The following is a 14491-nucleotide window of genomic DNA, read 5'->3' on the forward strand; positions in this document are numbered from 1 at the left end:
ACGAAGTCCGTAGGGCTGTCACCGCACCCGACAAACAACCGCCCGCCGCTGGGGGTACCTCCCACGCCCTTTAGGCAGTGGGGGAGCAACGGCGAACAACCACCACGGCGCCGCAGCCGAAAACGTGGGAGGCGGGCAAAGCGCAGCGAAACGGCGTCAGGGGCGACGAGACCCGTTGAGCGTCGGGGACAACCACTGCCGTGCCGTCGCGCGGAACGTGGCGGGGGAGAGCGTGCCGGAGCCCTCCGGGATGACGCCGAGGAGGGGGGCGCCCGCGGCGTCGGGGAGGTCTTGCAGGTTGCAGCGGGACGCCAGGTCGGGCTCGGACGGCCAGCTGCCGACGACGATGCCGGGGCAGTCGAGCCCGTGCGTGCGCAGTGCCAGCGCGGTCAGGGCCGTGGCGTTCAGGGTGCCCAGACCGGCCTGGACGACCACCAGGACGGGGGCCTGTGCCAGACGCGCGGCGTCGGCCAGTGTGTTGCCGTCCGCGTCGAAGCGTACGAGCAGCCCGCCCGCGCCCTCGACCAGCACCAGGTCGTGCGAGGCGTCCAGCTTCGCGACGGCCTCGGCGATCTCGTGCGGTCGCACCGGCGGCAGCCCGGCCCGCAGCGCGGCGGTCGCGGGCGCCAACGGCTCGGGGTAGCGGGCGAGTTCGACGGTGGTGACCCGGCCGGCCAGCCGCTCGACGTCCGCCGCATCGCCGGCCTCGCCCGCCGCGACGCCGGTCTGGGCCGGCTTGAGCACCGCCACCGAACGGCCCGCGGCGATCGCGGCCGCGGCGATCGCGGCCGTGGTCACGGTCTTGCCGATCTCCGTGCCGGTGCCCGACACGAACAGCACTGACATCTCTGGGTTTCCTCTCAGCCCTCGCGCGCCGCCGCGCACACCGCGGCGCAGATGCGCGCCACATCGTCGTCACCGGTGATGTACGGCGGCATGGTGTAGATCAGATCGCGGAACGGGCGCAGCCACACGCCCTCCCGGACCGCCGCCCGGGTCGCGGCCGCCATGTCCACGGCGTGGTCGAGCTGGACGACACCGATCGCGCCGAGTACGCGTACCTCGCGCACCCCCGGGACGTGCTCAGCCGCCGCCAGCCCGTGCCGCAGTCCGGCCTCGATCCGCTTGACCTCCTGCGCCCAGTCCTGGGACAGCAGCAGCTCGATCGAGGCGTCGGCGACGGCCGCGGCCAGCGGATTGCCCATGAAGGTGGGGCCGTGCGCCAGCACCGGCAGTTCGCCGCGCGAGATGCCGTCCGCGACGGCCGCCGTGCACAATGTCGCGGCCAGGGTGAGATACCCGCCGGTCAGCGCCTTGCCGACGCACATCACATCGGGCGAGACGCCCGCGTGGTCCGCGGCGAAGAGGGTGCCCGTACGGCCGAAGCCGGTGGCGATCTCGTCGAACACGAGCAGGACGCCGTGCGCGTCGCAGGCATCCCGGAGCACCCGCAGATACTCGGGGGAGTGGAAGGACATTCCGCCCGCTCCCTGCACCACGGGCTCCACGATCACCGCGGCCAGCTCCTCGGCGTGCCGGCCGATCAGCTCGCGGAGATGGTCCGCGTACGCCTCGTCGGGGGCGGCGTCGAAGCCGGCCGGCGGCGCGTCCGCGAAGATCTGTCGCGGCAGCACGCCCTGCCACAGCTCGTGCATGCCACCCTCCGGGTCGCATACCGACATCGGCTGCCAGGTGTCGCCGTGATAGCCGCCCCGCCAGGTCAGCAGGCGTTGTTTGCGGGGCTTTCCGAGCGAGCGCCAGTACTGCAGGCACATCTTGACGGCGACCTCGACGGACACCGAACCGGAGTCGGCGAGGAAGACGTGCTGGAGCGGACCGGGTGTGATGTCGACAAGTCGCTTCGCCAGGCGCACGGCGGGCTCATGGGTGAGCCCGCCGAACATCACATGGCTCATCCGCTCCAGCTGGCCGCGCGCCGCGTCGTTGAGCACCGGGTGGTTGTAGCCGTGCACGGCCGACCACCAGGAGGACATCCCGTCGACCAACTCGTCCCGACCCTCGGCCGGTTCGGCCAGCCGCAGCCGGACGCCGGACGCCGACTCGACCAGCAGCGGTGCGGCCCGGCCGGGCATCGGCCCGTACGGATGCCACACGTGCTGCCGGTCGAGTGCGAGCAGTTCGCGGGGAGCGAGCGGCTCAGGCATTGGGCGGCAGGTCGGTACCGGCGCCGCGGCGGCGCACCGCCACCAGGTCGCGGCGGTTCTCGTCGGAGGGCGCGGGGACGGTGGCGGCGGGCGCATCGGCGTCGGCGGCCTGCGCCGGCTCCGCGGCGTCGTCCCCGTGCTGCCTGCGGTGCTCGGGCAGCGTCGTGGTGTCCGCGCCCTCGACCTCGAACCCGGCGTCCTCGATCATCGCCAGGTCGTCCTTGCCGGCCTGGCCCTCACTGGTCAGGTAGTCGCCGAGGAAGATGGAGTTGACCAGGTGCAGGGCCAGCGGCTGCAGGGTGCGCAGATGGACCTCGCGGCCGCCGGCCAGCCGCACCTCGATGTCCGGGCAGACGAACCGGACCATCGCCAGGATGCGCAGCGCACGCTGCGGGGTGAGGTTCCACTCCTTGGCGAGCGGGGTGCCCTCGAAGGGGATCAGGAAGTTCACCGGGACGGAGTCGGGGTCCAGCTCGCGGAGCGCGAAGACGACATCGACGAGGTCGGCGTCGCTCTCACCCATGCCGGCGATCAGCCCGGAGCAGGCGGACATGCCGGCCGCCTGGGCCTGCTGGACGGTGGAGACCCGGTCGGAGAAGTCGTGTGTGGTGCAGATGTCGCCGTAGGTGGCTTCTGAGGTGTTGAGGTTGTGGTTGTACGCATCGGCGCCCGCTTCGCGCAGCCGGCCGGCCTGGCCGTCGGAGAGCAGCCCCAGGCAGGCGCACACCTCCACGCCCTCGTTCTGCTCCTTGATCGCGGAGATGGTCTCCGAGACCCGGTCCACGTCCCGGTCGGTGGGGCCGCGCCCACTGGCCACCAGGCAGACCCGCTTGGCGCCGCCGGCCACTCCGGCGGCGGCCGCCTTGGATGCCTCATCGGGCTTGAGCCAGGTGTACTTGAGGATCTCGGCCTTCGACCCCAGCCGCTGGGAGCAGTACGAGCAGTCCTCGGGGCACAGGCCCGACTTGAGGTTGACCAGGTAGTTGAGCTTGACCCGCCGCCCGAACCACTGGCGGCGCACCTTTCCGGCCGCGGCCACGACATCGAGCAGTTCGTCATCGGAAGTCGCCAGCACGGCCAGCGCCTCTTCACGGGTCGGCAACTCGCGCCGCAGTCCCTTGTCCACCAATGTGTTCAGCAGGTCCATGGCGTTGATCCTGACGTACGCCACCGCCCTCGGCCAAGGAGGATTCCCACAACGAGGGGCGATCGGGGTGTGTGTATCGCCACACTGTGTGCGTGCGGAACGACCGCTAACGTCTATCGACAGCCCACAATCGAGGCCGAACGACTAAGGACGCCGATGCCGCAGGACTCCGCCCCGCCGCTGCTCCGCGAAGCCCCGCCGGCGCCCCGCACCGGGCACTCGGCCGCACCGTCCGGCAAGGGGTACCACACGGCCTTCGACTGGATCGACGCGGCACACGCCGAGCGCCAACGGGCCGGACTCGTCCGCACCCTGCGCCCGCGGCCCGCCGACTCCCCGCTGCTCGATCTGGCCAGCAACGACTACCTCGGACTCGCCCGCCACCCCGAGGTCACCCACGGCGCGGCCGAGGCCGCGCACCGCTGGGGCGCGGGCGCGACCGGCTCGCGCCTGGTCACCGGCAGCACCGAGCTGCACGCCCTGCTGGAGGCGGAACTCGCCGCGTTCTGCGGCTTCGAGGCCGCTTTGGTGCTGTCGTCCGGCTATGCCGCGAATCTTGCCGCCGTCACCGCACTCACGGACCGCGCCACCCTCGTCGTCTCCGACTCGGGCAACCACGCTTCCCTTATTGACGGCTGCCGTCTCTCCCGGGCCCGTACCGAAGTCGTCCCGCACGCCGATCCCGAGGCCGTACGCACCGCGCTGACCGGCCACGACGGCCGGGCGCTGGCCGTCACCGACTCGGTGTTCTCGGTCGACGGCGACGCCGCGCCGCTGCCCGCGCTCGCCGAGGTCTGCCGGACCAGGGGCGCGGCGCTGCTCGTCGACGACGCACACGGCCTGGGTGTCCTCGGTGACGGGGGCCGCGGTGCGCTGTCGGCGGCCGGACTGGCCGGTGACGGCGATGTGGTGGCCACGGTGACCCTCTCCAAGTCGCTCGGCTCGCAGGGCGGTGCGGTGCTCGGCCCCGCCCGGGTCATCGAGCACCTGGTCAACACCGCCCGCTCGTTCATCTTCGACACCGGCCTCGCCCCGGCGGCGGCCGGCGGTGCGCTCGCCGCGCTACGGCTGCTGCGCCGCGAACCGCAGCGCGCCACCCGCGCCGGACAGGTCGCCCGCGAGCTGCACGGCCGGCTCACCGCGGCGGGCCTGGCGGCCGTGCGCCCGGACGCCGCGGTGGTCTCGGTACGCGCCCCGTCGCCCGAGGCCGCGGTCCGCTGGGCCGCCGACTGCCGGGCCGCCGGCCTCGCGGTCGGCTGCTTCCGGCCGCCGTCCGTACCCGACGGGATCTCCCGGCTGCGGCTCACGGCCCGGGCAGATCTGACGGATGCTCAGATCGATCGGGCCGTCGGGACGATCGTGGCCACGGCTCCTACGGGCTGAGGCGGCCGGGCGGACGGTTCCCGCGGGCCTCGTCACAGGGGTCCCATGCGCCCCAAATCCGGTCTCCCGTGGCAGAGTTCACCGCTTTGAGCGACAGAAATCTGTATAAGTTGGTGGATCGAGCACCTCACCGGCAGCATGGGTGGCAGTCTGGCGCACAGCAGAAGTCCGAGGCCGAATCGGTGTCCCGAGCGGCATCCCCGCACCCTGGTCAGCGGACCGGAGCCGGCCTCGGTGGGAAAGGGACGGCGTCGCGATGGCAGACCACCAAGAATCGTCACTCACCCTGCCGAGCGCCCCGGACTCGGTCGTCCTCGCCCGCCGGCACACCCTGGCGGTGCTCGCCGAATGGGGGCTTCCCGCCGGCACCGAAGCCGCCGACTCGGTCCGGCTGATCGTCTCCGAGCTCGCGACCAACGCCGTCCAGCACACCTTCGGCCAGTCCCCGACGTTCACCGTCGAGCTGCGGCTCGAACGGGACGAGGTGCTGCGTGTCGGCGTCACCGACAGCCACCCCCGGCGGCCGCGCCGGCTGCCCGCCGCGGTCCAGCAGGACAACGGCCGGGGCATGGTCATCATCCGCTGGCTCGCCGCGGAGGCCGGCGGTCGGCTCTCGGTCGTCCCCACCGAGTCCGGTGGCAAGACGGTGTGGATCACGATGCCGTGGCAGGTCGCGGCCCGCTGACGGCCGCGGCGTAGCACTGCAGGAACCTTTCACTGCGGGCTGCGGGCTGCGGGCTGCGGGCTGCGGGCTGCGGGCTGCGGGGCCACGGTCAGACCAGCAGGGCGGCGGCCTGCCGGCGTGCCTGGTGCAGCCAGGCCGCGCGGGTCTCCTCGGCCGAGTCGGTGACGGTACGGAAGACGGTCCGGCGCACGTCGGTGACGCCCGCGTACGGCAGCACACAGGCCGCCCAGATCCGTTGCAGCGGGTCGCCGAACTCGCTCTCCTCGCGGTCGGCGGGGGTGTCGGAGGTGTTCAGGACGAGGGCCCGGCGGGCGCGCAGCAGGCCCGCGGGTTCCCCCTCCGCGGTGCCCAGCTTGTAGGCGACGCCGGGTGCGAGCACCCGCTGCACCCAGCCGGTGAGGACCGCGGGCGGCATGCCCCACCAGTTCGGATGGATGAACACCAGGGAGTCGAGGGCGGCCACCTCCGCCCGGTGCAGCGACACCTGCGCGTCCTGGGAGGACGGCGCCGACCGGACCGTCTCCGTCTCCTCTGCGGAGAGCAGCGGTGCGAAGCCCTCCGCATAGAGGTCGTGCGCGAGCACCTCGCACCCGCGCTCGCCCAGCTCCGCCACGACGGCGTCGAAGAGGGCGTGGTTGAAGCTGCCTGGGCGCGGGTGCGCAAGGTAGACACCGATACGCATGGTTCGTCCCCCGGTCGAGATGAGCGGTCATCGGCCGCCGATCCGTGTGGGCTTGTTTGCCCGCGCGTCCACTCGGCCGAGCGTCATTATCCGTGAGCGGTCGGGACGGGGTGGCAAAGGATGGGTGCCCGTCGTCATGAACGCGCCGATCCGCAGCCGCCCGCCGGACAGCCCCGTCAGCACGGACAGCTCGTGCCGGGCCTGCTCCAGCTCGTAGAGCACCCGCCGCGCGCGTACGAGCAGCAGCTCACCGGCCGCCGTCAGCCGCGCCCCGCGCTGCTGGCGCACCAGCAGCGCGGCCCCGGCCTGGTGATCCCCCATCGTCGCGAGCACGGCCTTCATGAACTGCCCGCCTGGAAAGAGGAGCACAAAGCTTCCCGCCGCAAGGTCTGCACCCTCAGCCCCTCGAACATTTACGGGACCGCTTTTAGCCGCCCGTCACACTTGATCCGGTTGAGTCGAATGTGAATTCGATGTCCGGGTTGGCGATTTCGCGCCCTTGAGCAGCTATATGGCGAACTGCAATGGTTGCCAGGCACCCACAGCGTGAGGGTGGCCACCGGCCTTCACAGGGCATGAGCGGATCTACGGAACTCTTCCGCACCACTAACAGTGCATCAGAGGGCGTTGCCATGGCAGATATAATCTCTGGGGTTGTAGACGCGGCTGGCAAGACCATTTCAGGCTCGGGATTTACTGTGGAAAGGATCGAGACAGGTACTTACACAGTCCATTTCGATAGCGCTTTCTCCAACACGCCTGCGGTGACAGTCACCGTGCTGGGCCGATACCCCGAAGGGCGTCCGTTCGACCCGTCGGTCGTGTGGACGATAGGCACAGACCTGGCTAAGGTCCTGACGGGGGACGGCTCTGATCAATACGCCGATCGCGCGTTCTCTTTCATCGCCATCGGCTAAGTCCCAACAGGATCAATGAACGGTCCTGGTGCCGCGGAGCGCGGTACCAGGACCGTCGCACGTTTGCGAACCAGGCAGCATCATTGACCCGGGGCCTTCTTAGGCTTCCCGCGGCGGCATCTGTGCCGGTGACGCCACGCATCGGAATCCCGAGTCGTCGTCCGGCATGAAGTCGTCCGTGTCGTCAATGGCGGACGGTGCCCCTCGGAACAATGGGCTAGTGAAGGCGCCGCCCTTCACTTCGTATCGCCGGCCTGGCAGGCGTCGAACACCACTCCCATACGTTGCCGACCATGTCGTAGGCGCCATATGGCGAAACGCCACTTACGCCCTCCAAGAAGATTTGCCCTCGACTCGCGCCGGGCGGGGTGCCGACCGCCGTGGGGGCGCGGGCGGGCTCTTGATGCACCGCGCTGGCGGTCGGCCGGGCTCGCCGCGGTGCTGGTCGCCGTGACCGGGCTCTTCGGCGCCGTCCAACTCCTCGGCGGATGGTCGTCGCGATCGCGCTGGTGTGGTTCCCCGCCGTCGCACTGCTCGTCGACCGGCTGGGCACCTGGCTGCGCCGCCCGCGGGTCGCGCCCTGGAAGCCGTCCCCGGTGCACGGCTCACCGCCCTGGGAGGCATCCTGCTCGTGGAGCCGCTGCTCGGCTCAGGGCAGTCCGCCGCCCGGGGGAAGGCGTCCGCGGGCCTGCGGACGCCTTCTGCGCGCCGCGGCCGTCGGCAGCTTGCTCAATTGCCAGTTCGTCACACCGTCAAACTACCGAGGCCCACTGACAATTGACCGAGCGTGAGGCGAAGCCCCAGGTCAGCCCACTCGTCCGTACGAGATCGCGGAGCTCCAGATCCTCGCCAGCCGCACCACGTCGCCGGTCTTGGGCGCATGCCACATGCGGTCGCGGCCCGCGTAGATGCCGACGTGGTAGACCCCGTGGGGCGAGTGGAAGAAGACCAGGTCTCCGCGTCTTCGGAAGGAGGCGGGGATCTGCCGGGTGTGGTTGTACTGCGCGGCGGCGCTGCGTGGCAGGGCCCGGCCGACGCGCTTGAACGAATACAGCGTCAGCCCCGAGCAGTCGAAACGGTACGGCCCCTCGGCGCCGAACTCGTAGGGGGAGCCCTGCTTGGAGGCCGCGACCCGCACCGCGTGAGCGGCGACGGACGCGGCCTCGGCGTCGGTGGTCGCCCCCGGGGCGAGTGTGGTGGCGCCGAGGGTGACCATCGTCAGAGCGGAGACGGTGGCGGCGCGGGCCAGCAGTTGCGGCGTGTGCGTGCGCACGGTCATGTGCGAACCCTTCGTCAGCCGCCTGCGAAGGAGGGCCTGTCGGGTTCGGGCAGGCGAAGATGCCCGGCCGTGCGTACGGCTTCACCCCAAGGAGTCCGACGGCCGTCATGGCCCGGACCCCGTCCTGCTCGGGTCCTCCGCTCCCGCCGATCCACACCGTCGACCGGACATCCGGTACGGCGGCGGGATTAGGCGCCCGTCCGGACCGCCCCGTCGCTGTGGCGGGGTCTTGTCGTCGAAGGGATCGTCACGCACCCACCACCTGAATTCCGAGCTGAAAATGCCGTATGTGAGATGGGTCACATTTGGGCTAAATGGGGGGAATTGTTCCTTCAGGTGGCGGGGTGGCTGGTGTCGCGGCCCCGGGACCTGGGGCGAAACATGGGGACCCGAGGAATTCTCTCCGCCCCGCGCAATTCGTCACCTCCTCGCAAACGGTGTGGACGCTACGCCGTCCGGGCAGGGTGGGTTGGGCGTGTCGGGTCACCGCTCCCCGGGCGGCAGGGTGACCAGTTGGGCGCGTCGCTCGCCGTCCAGGACCCGCAGCGCCCGGGCGAGCGTGTCGTGGTGCAGTTCGCTCTCGCCGCGGTTGTGCATCAGCGTCAGGGCGTCCCGCAGTCCGGCGGCCTTGCCGACGAGCGCCTGCGCGGCCCGCAGGCCGCTGTAGGTATGGCCGCCGCGGGACGGGTTGATGCGGCCCAGCAGGTCGAGCACCTCCAGGTAACGGTCGATCAGTTCGCCCTCGGCGCGGGTCAGGGCGGGCAGTGGCGGTGGCTCCGGCGGCAGCATCCGGCTCACCGGCTGACGGGCTGGAGGGCCGACTGCTTGCGGTTGCGGGTGAGCCCGTCGATCAGGCCGTACGCCTGGGCGCCGGGCGCGTCGAAGATCTTGTCGCGCTCGATGTCGGCGGCGATCCGCTCGGGGGTCTGCCCGGTGTGCCGCGCCAGCATCTCCACCAGCATGTCGCGGCCGCGCAGCATCTCCTCCGCCTGGATCTGCAGGTCGGTGGCCTGTCCCTGGATGGGCTCGTGGAGCGAGGGCTGGTGGATCAGCACCCGGGCGCCGGGCAGCGCCAGCCGCTTGCCGGGGGCGCCGGCGGCCAGCAGTACCGCGGCGGCGGACGCGGCCTGCCCCAGGCACACCGTCGCCACGTCGCACGACACGAAGTGCATCGTGTCGTAGATGGCGGTCATCGCGGTGAGGGAGCCGCCGGGGGAGTTGATGTAGAGCGAGATGTCCTGGTCCGGCGCGGCGTGTTCGAGGTGGATGAGCTGCGCCATGACGTCGTTGGCGGAGGCGTCGTCCACCGGGGTGCCCAGGAAGATGATGCGCTCGCTGAGCAGCTTGGAGTACGGGTCCATGGTGCGCGTCCCCTGTGAGGTGCGCTCGGTGAACTCGGGCAGGACATAGCGAGCCGTAGGTCGCAGCATGGCTGCTCCTCTCCTCTGTAAAAAATGTACAGGATGTACATCCCGTTAGAATGGCATCAGGTTCTAGTGATCAAGTCAAATGCCAAGGTCAGATGGGCTTTTTGCTCCTCTTTGGGGCTCGCATCTCACATTGCTGTCACCGTTTGACGGGGACGTCCATGGCCACCCTGGTCCGCGAGCTTGTCGCGACTCGCCGCGGTAAGGCCGAGGTCGGCACCCCGGACGACGTCCCTTGGCTGTTCCCGGGCGGTCATCCAGGGCGCGCTGTCACCGACAGTCAGATCGGCAAGCGCCTCCGCGACTTCGGGATGCGACCCAACTAGGATCGGTCCGCTGCGCTGTTCACCCTCGCGAGCGAGCTGCCTGCTGCGATCCGCGCCGGCGCAGGCATCGGCGGTTGCGGTGTGACGAATAGGCTTTGTCGGCGCTTAGGCATTCGGGGCGGGTGCGGGGGTGTCCTCCGCCTGTGTGGGGCACGCGGATGCGGCCAAGAACTTCGATCATCTGTGGCCCGTCACCCCACTGTCCCGGGGTGAGCAGCAGGGCGAGCGGGCGGCGCCCGCCCTCACTGGCCAGGTGGATCTTCGTCGTCAGGCCGCCCCGGGAGCGCCCAGTGCCTCGTCCGGCCGGTGCCACGCAGGACGGGTTTGCTTGCCCGGGACTTTCTCTGCGCGTTTGCGGGCGCCGGCTGCGTGCTGGTGGACACGTAGGACGGTCGAGTCCACACCGATCATGGACCAGTCGATCCGCCCCTCCGCATCGGCAACAACCTGAAGCCCCGCAAGACCCTTTCCCAGGTACCGTCTGCCGACCACTGGCGATGACGGCCGTACACCGTCTGCCACTTGCCGAACCGGGACGGCAAGTCCCTCCAGGGGATGCCCGTGCGCAACTGGAACAGAATCCCGTTGATCACCGTGCGATGACACTTCCACAGCCCGCCCCGCCCAACATTCTCGGGCAAGTGCGATTCCAACCGGACCCACTCCGCCTCGCTCAAATCGCCCCGCCCCACTCGGCTGAGAACGATCCATGCCCCGGGCGGTCACCGACTCATCAGACACGCCCTAGCCGTCGTGGAGTGCGCAGCCCTTGGAGGAGAAGCAGAACGGGTCTTCGATCATGTCCAGGTGCTGCTGGTAAACGCCGTCCCATCCCTCCGGGTCGTACGGATGAATGATCACGGGCTGCTCGGCGGCCATGCCTTGTGGCGCTGTCATGATGTAGGGGAAACGGTGGCGGGCAGCCACGGTCCTCAAGTCTGACCACGGTGGAAAGGCCACCGAAGGGTTCACCCACAAGCGGGCGATGCCGTCCACCTCTCCGTCCAGCGCCAGAAACTCGTACTCAACGAGCCACGTGACCACCGCACGCAGGCGTGAGTCGGGAACGCCCAGTTCATCGGCCCAGCGGGCAAACTCGAACAGGACCGGCCCGCCGTCCGTGAGCTGGCGGGACAGGATGCTCAGCACATCCCGGCAGGTCCCGCCGTCGCGCGGGGGCTTCTCCCCGTCAGCTGCCCGGGTCTGAATGCGGTGCAGGAAGCCAGCGGCCATTCCTGCCGGTCCGGTAATGACGCCGAAGTCGCACGTGCATGTGGTCACGCCCAGCACAACGTCCCGCCGCTCCCTGCGGTGCAGATGCTCACCTGGACAGACGCTCTGCTCTGCCAATGGGCGTAACCTGCGGACGGAGCAGTGCCTTTCGACTGAACGTCTCGCTTCGCCTGTCCAGCTGGCGCTGGCTCGGTAGCGTGACCTGATGGCGAAGAGGATCAAGAAGCGGACCCAGCCCCGCATACGGCGCATCCCGGCCCAGCGTGTCATCGACGGCTGGCCCGAGCGCGACGGAATCATCCGGCGCATCCGCCCAGGAGAATGGGCCCGAGCAAACGCACTGCTGCCTGCAGCCGGCGTCGAGCTGGACGACCTCTCGACCGCCGCGATCGACAACAACACGCTGGGCACCGTTCTGCTCGAAGGCCTGCACACCGACGTCCAGGATTTCCACGAACGCTTTCTCGAATCACTGAGGGGTCAGGACCTCGTCCAGCAGTTGGTGCCATGCTCCCCGGTCCTGGTCGCCGAGGACACCTCTGGGCAGATCGCCGGGGTGTGCGAGGTGATGCCGCCCGCCACAGCCATCGTGAGCATGCGGAACATGGGCCTCCCCGACGTCGTGGCCATCATGCTCGCGGTGACCGTGGGAAAGGTCCGTGGCCTGGCCGTCGACGAGGCTGTACGCGGCCAGGACTGGGGCAGTGCCCTGCTCCACCGCACAATGCAGGTTTACGACCAGCTCGGCTTCGTTAACCTGCACGGCTCATTCGATGCCGACTCCCCGCACCTGGAGGCGTTCTACCGCAGGCAGGGATTCGACGTACTCGGCGTCGGCGAGAAGATCCAGATGGACCACTGGGGCCCGGTGGTGCAGACCGGCAGTGACCACAGTGAACGTATGTTCGTCCGCCATCGTGACGCGTCACACCCGCCGTGGGTGCAGGGTGTGGCTCAAGCCCGGCGAGGTATGTGAGACCAAGCCCAGCCAGCGGCCCCCGCGCCGGTCGGCCAGGCCGCCCCGGCCCCGACCGCCGGCTCTCGCGGGCGTTTGCTGCGGCCGGTACCTGATGAGCTGCAGAGTCCGGCCGAGGCGGAGGAGACAGCGCGTTTGCGGGCGCAGATTGCCGCCGAAATGCCTGGACTGGCCGCCATCACCCTCGCCCACCACGGAGCCACCTGCGGCGGGCCCGCTCGCTCCGACGTTGGGTCGGGCTCATGACCGCGAGCCGCACTTGCGCCACGACCGCCAGACGCGCGACGTGATCGCACGGTTGTTCATCACAAGTCAGTGCAGGGATGGCGATCCAGGGACACTCGGAGTCCTGCACCTCCTCCACCCGATCGGCCCCACAGACCATGACAAATCGCGCGCTGGGGCGTTGGCGCACACGTGGCAAGCAACAAAATCATCTCCCTGCGCCGCGCGGCCGCGGCCAGGAGTGCAGGGACCGCAGCGGCTCACCCGGTGTTCGAGGCAAAGGGCGTGGCCCGTAAGGAAGTTCCGCAGCCGCTCTCACAACGCGCCGTGTCAGCACCAGGCGCGGCCGGGCAAAGAGCCCAGCCCGCATCGCACTGCAGGTGCGGATCCGCCTCGACCTGGACGCCCAGCTCACCACAGCGTCCCGCGTCACTGACCGCTCGCCGCAGTACCTCGTCGAGGACGCGCTGGTGCTGTTGTTCAAGCGGCTGCGCATCCCACCCCAGGCCGTTGGCCAGCAGACATGGCGAGCGGTCTCGACGAGGAGCAGCTGATGGTACGCGGCCGCTATGGCACTCCGATGATCACCGTCCGGTTTCCCCGGCAGCCGGACGACCCTCGCCGTCAGGGCCGGTGCCCGAAGTGCCAGGCATTGCAGGGCGAGCGGTGCTTCGACCGGCCGAAGAACGGCGTCCACACAGAGCGGCTCAAGGCAAACGGCATCGCCCCGAAGACCCGGCCGCCCCTGCGGGGAGCCGGTGGCAGGCACGCGGCGGCAAGGGCGCCAAGGCTCGAACGCAGCAGCCCCCACGGCGGCGCACGTCAGGTTGACCACAGCCGTACGGCGATGCGTCGGCCAGCCGCCGATCTAGGCCGTCCCGACGACTTCAGGGCATGTTGCGGACGGGTCTCCATGGCACAGACGAGTCAGCTCCTACACTTCCCTTAGCAACTGCGGGGCAATGAGGCCCTGTTGGGCGCCGTCAAAGGGGCTGCCGTGGCTATGAGGTTGCACCGCTCCAACACGTCTCGGCTTCTGCGGAGCAAGGCGTACGACACGTGCGCGTACTGTTCCTGCCCGGTGGAGTGGTTCGACCGCTACGACGACCGGCGCATCCCGCTGATGCCGAACGAGTTCCCCCTCAAACTGATCCCGCCGAAGTACCGCTGGTACGTCGACGCCGGCGTGGCCTACACCGGAACGCTGCGCGGCTACATGTACTGCCGCATCGCCCACACCACCATCTGCCCCGCCCTCGACCACGACGGCCTAGACGAGGAGCTGCAGCCTTTAGTGACCCGGCTCGGGGCACGCATGCAGACGAAGATCGCCGAAGGGAAGTTCACCCCCCGGCTGGTGGAATCCCGCGACCCCGACGATGCCGAGGAACCGGAGCCAGCCAACGCAGCCCCAGCCGGCAAAGAGCGGCACACTATGCTCTACCTGTCCGAACTGCGTCTGGCCCCCGGCCGGATCGAGGACCTCCAATGCATCGCCGAGACGCAGGAAGGCGGCCGCTGCAAGAACCGGGTGCACACCCCTTCCGCCGATGAAGGCATCTGGGACCGCGTGGAGATCCCGCACGCCCCAGGCCGCAAGGGCGAGCTCATCCTCAACACCACCGGCGGGACGATGTGGGTGTGGAGTCTGGCCGCCTTGGACTTCCAATCCGCGGCGCGCTGGATCAGGCAGCGCTGCGTCGAGCACGCCGACCCCCTGGTCGCCGACCACGGACCGCGCGAGTGGGTGAGGTTCCACCCCGTCAAACACGGATCCTTCATCCTGGGCCACAAGCCCCGCGGCTACCGAGAACGAGAAGCCAATCACGACCAGCTCCCCATGGAACCTGCGAGGACCGAGTGCGCCACCCTCGGCTGCGACAACTCCACTTCGATCCCTGTTCCCGCAGCGTGGTTGTGCTACGAATGCGACCGCCGTACCAAGCGCCGAGCAGAGACCCACGCCCGATGGCAGCGTCCGTAACCGCTCCGGCCTGACGAGTCAGAGGGGCACGTTAGTGGCGCCGGCCCTCCTTGGCTTCGGGC

16 protein-coding genes and 3 pseudogenes are annotated in these 14491 nt (G+C 69.8%); 8 read left to right on the forward strand and 11 right to left on the reverse strand.

What is annotated here, in order from left to right:
- Positions 1 to 156 precede the first annotated feature (156 nt).
- From bioD to bioB, 3 genes are read right to left on the reverse strand one after another with little or no spacing between them, the layout of a single operon-like run.
- Positions 157 to 846 carry a dethiobiotin synthase gene (bioD, locus tag ACZ4NB_RS37650; protein WP_467667560.1) on the reverse strand — a complete coding sequence of 230 codons (690 nt, stop codon included), beginning with the start codon at positions 844 to 846 and terminating at the stop codon, positions 157 to 159.
- A 14-nt stretch (positions 847 to 860) separates the two neighbouring features.
- A complete protein-coding gene (locus tag ACZ4NB_RS37655; RefSeq protein ID WP_467667561.1) occupies positions 861 to 2165 on the reverse strand; it encodes an adenosylmethionine--8-amino-7-oxononanoate transaminase in 1305 nt (434 codons plus the stop codon).
- On the reverse strand, positions 2158 to 3312 hold the full coding sequence (gene bioB / locus ACZ4NB_RS37660) for a biotin synthase BioB (RefSeq protein ID WP_467667562.1): 1155 nt from the start codon (positions 3310 to 3312) through the stop codon (positions 2158 to 2160). The genes ACZ4NB_RS37655 and bioB overlap by 8 nt, the downstream gene beginning before the upstream one ends.
- Before the next feature lie 156 nt (positions 3313 to 3468).
- On the opposite strand from bioB, the gene ACZ4NB_RS37665 reads away from it, so the two are divergent.
- Positions 3469 to 4695 (forward strand): 8-amino-7-oxononanoate synthase, encoded by a 1227-nt coding sequence (locus tag ACZ4NB_RS37665; protein ID WP_467667563.1) that lies wholly within the window; start codon positions 3469 to 3471, stop codon positions 4693 to 4695.
- A 256-nt stretch (positions 4696 to 4951) separates the two neighbouring features.
- Positions 4952 to 5380 (forward strand): ATP-binding protein, encoded by a 429-nt coding sequence (locus tag ACZ4NB_RS37670; protein WP_467667564.1) that lies wholly within the window; start codon positions 4952 to 4954, stop codon positions 5378 to 5380.
- Between the two features lie 88 nt (positions 5381 to 5468).
- Here the strand turns inward: ACZ4NB_RS37670 and ACZ4NB_RS37675 are convergent, their stop codons facing one another.
- Together ACZ4NB_RS37675 and ACZ4NB_RS37680 are read right to left on the reverse strand one after the other, a co-directional pair.
- Positions 5469 to 6062 (reverse strand): NAD(P)H-dependent oxidoreductase, encoded by a 594-nt coding sequence (locus tag ACZ4NB_RS37675; RefSeq protein ID WP_467667565.1) that lies wholly within the window; start codon positions 6060 to 6062, stop codon positions 5469 to 5471.
- Positions 6063 to 6089: 27 nt separating this feature from the next.
- Positions 6090 to 6404, reverse strand: a complete 315-nt coding sequence (locus ACZ4NB_RS37680; protein ID WP_467667590.1) for a hypothetical protein — start codon at positions 6402 to 6404, stop codon at positions 6090 to 6092.
- On the opposite strand from ACZ4NB_RS37680, the pseudogene ACZ4NB_RS37685 reads away from it, so the two are divergent.
- Positions 6360 to 6452: pseudogene (locus ACZ4NB_RS37685) on the forward strand (IS5/IS1182 family transposase); the annotation flags it as partial. The gene ACZ4NB_RS37680 and the pseudogene ACZ4NB_RS37685 overlap by 45 nt on opposite strands.
- Before the next feature lie 242 nt (positions 6453 to 6694).
- On the forward strand, positions 6695 to 6979 hold the full coding sequence (locus tag ACZ4NB_RS37690) for a hypothetical protein (protein ID WP_467667566.1): 285 nt from the start codon (positions 6695 to 6697) through the stop codon (positions 6977 to 6979).
- A 217-nt stretch (positions 6980 to 7196) separates the two neighbouring features.
- Here ACZ4NB_RS37690 and ACZ4NB_RS37695 read toward each other — a convergent pair whose 3' ends face one another.
- On the reverse strand, positions 7197 to 7274 hold the full coding sequence (locus ACZ4NB_RS37695; protein ID WP_467667585.1) for a hypothetical protein: 78 nt from the start codon (positions 7272 to 7274) through the stop codon (positions 7197 to 7199).
- 178 nt (positions 7275 to 7452) lie between these two features.
- Here ACZ4NB_RS37695 and ACZ4NB_RS37700 point away from each other — a divergent pair.
- Positions 7453 to 7625 (forward strand): annotated as a pseudogene (locus tag ACZ4NB_RS37700) (LysE family translocator); the annotation flags it as partial.
- Between the two features lie 159 nt (positions 7626 to 7784).
- Here ACZ4NB_RS37700 and ACZ4NB_RS37705 read toward each other — a convergent pair.
- The 5 genes and pseudogenes from ACZ4NB_RS37705 to ACZ4NB_RS37725 all read right to left on the reverse strand — a co-directional run bounded on the left by ACZ4NB_RS37705 (position 7785) and on the right by ACZ4NB_RS37725 (position 11361).
- Entirely contained in the window at positions 7785 to 8258 is a 474-nt protein-coding gene (locus ACZ4NB_RS37705; protein WP_467667567.1) for a C40 family peptidase, read from the reverse strand.
- A 483-nt stretch (positions 8259 to 8741) separates the two neighbouring features.
- Positions 8742 to 9047 (reverse strand): hypothetical protein, encoded by a 306-nt coding sequence (locus ACZ4NB_RS37710; RefSeq protein ID WP_467667586.1) that lies wholly within the window; start codon positions 9045 to 9047, stop codon positions 8742 to 8744.
- A 5-nt stretch (positions 9048 to 9052) separates the two neighbouring features.
- On the reverse strand, positions 9053 to 9688 hold the full coding sequence (locus tag ACZ4NB_RS37715) for an ATP-dependent Clp protease proteolytic subunit (protein ID WP_467667568.1): 636 nt from the start codon (positions 9686 to 9688) through the stop codon (positions 9053 to 9055).
- A gap of 375 nt (positions 9689 to 10063) precedes the next feature.
- Positions 10064 to 10703 (reverse strand): annotated as a pseudogene (locus ACZ4NB_RS37720) (IS5 family transposase); the annotation flags it as partial.
- Positions 10704 to 10755: 52 nt separating this feature from the next.
- Positions 10756 to 11361, reverse strand: coding sequence for a hypothetical protein (locus tag ACZ4NB_RS37725; protein WP_467667569.1), 606 nt, complete (start codon positions 11359 to 11361; stop codon positions 10756 to 10758).
- 88 nt (positions 11362 to 11449) lie between these two features.
- Between ACZ4NB_RS37725 and ACZ4NB_RS37730 the strand changes: the two genes are divergently transcribed.
- The 3 genes from ACZ4NB_RS37730 (at position 11450) to ACZ4NB_RS37740 (ending at position 14429) form a co-directional block, all read left to right on the forward strand.
- Positions 11450 to 12220, forward strand: a complete 771-nt coding sequence (locus ACZ4NB_RS37730; protein WP_467667570.1) for a GNAT family N-acetyltransferase — start codon at positions 11450 to 11452, stop codon at positions 12218 to 12220.
- Positions 12221 to 12825: 605 nt separating this feature from the next.
- Entirely contained in the window at positions 12826 to 12999 is a 174-nt protein-coding gene (locus ACZ4NB_RS37735; protein WP_467667571.1) for a hypothetical protein, read from the forward strand.
- 449 nt (positions 13000 to 13448) lie between these two features.
- Complete coding sequence (locus ACZ4NB_RS37740; RefSeq protein ID WP_467667587.1) at positions 13449 to 14429, forward strand: DUF6083 domain-containing protein; 981 nt, start codon at positions 13449 to 13451, stop codon at positions 14427 to 14429.
- Positions 14430 to 14491 lie beyond the last annotated feature (62 nt).

The sequence above is a fragment of the Streptomyces sp. NPDC026575 genome (assembly GCF_055567415.1).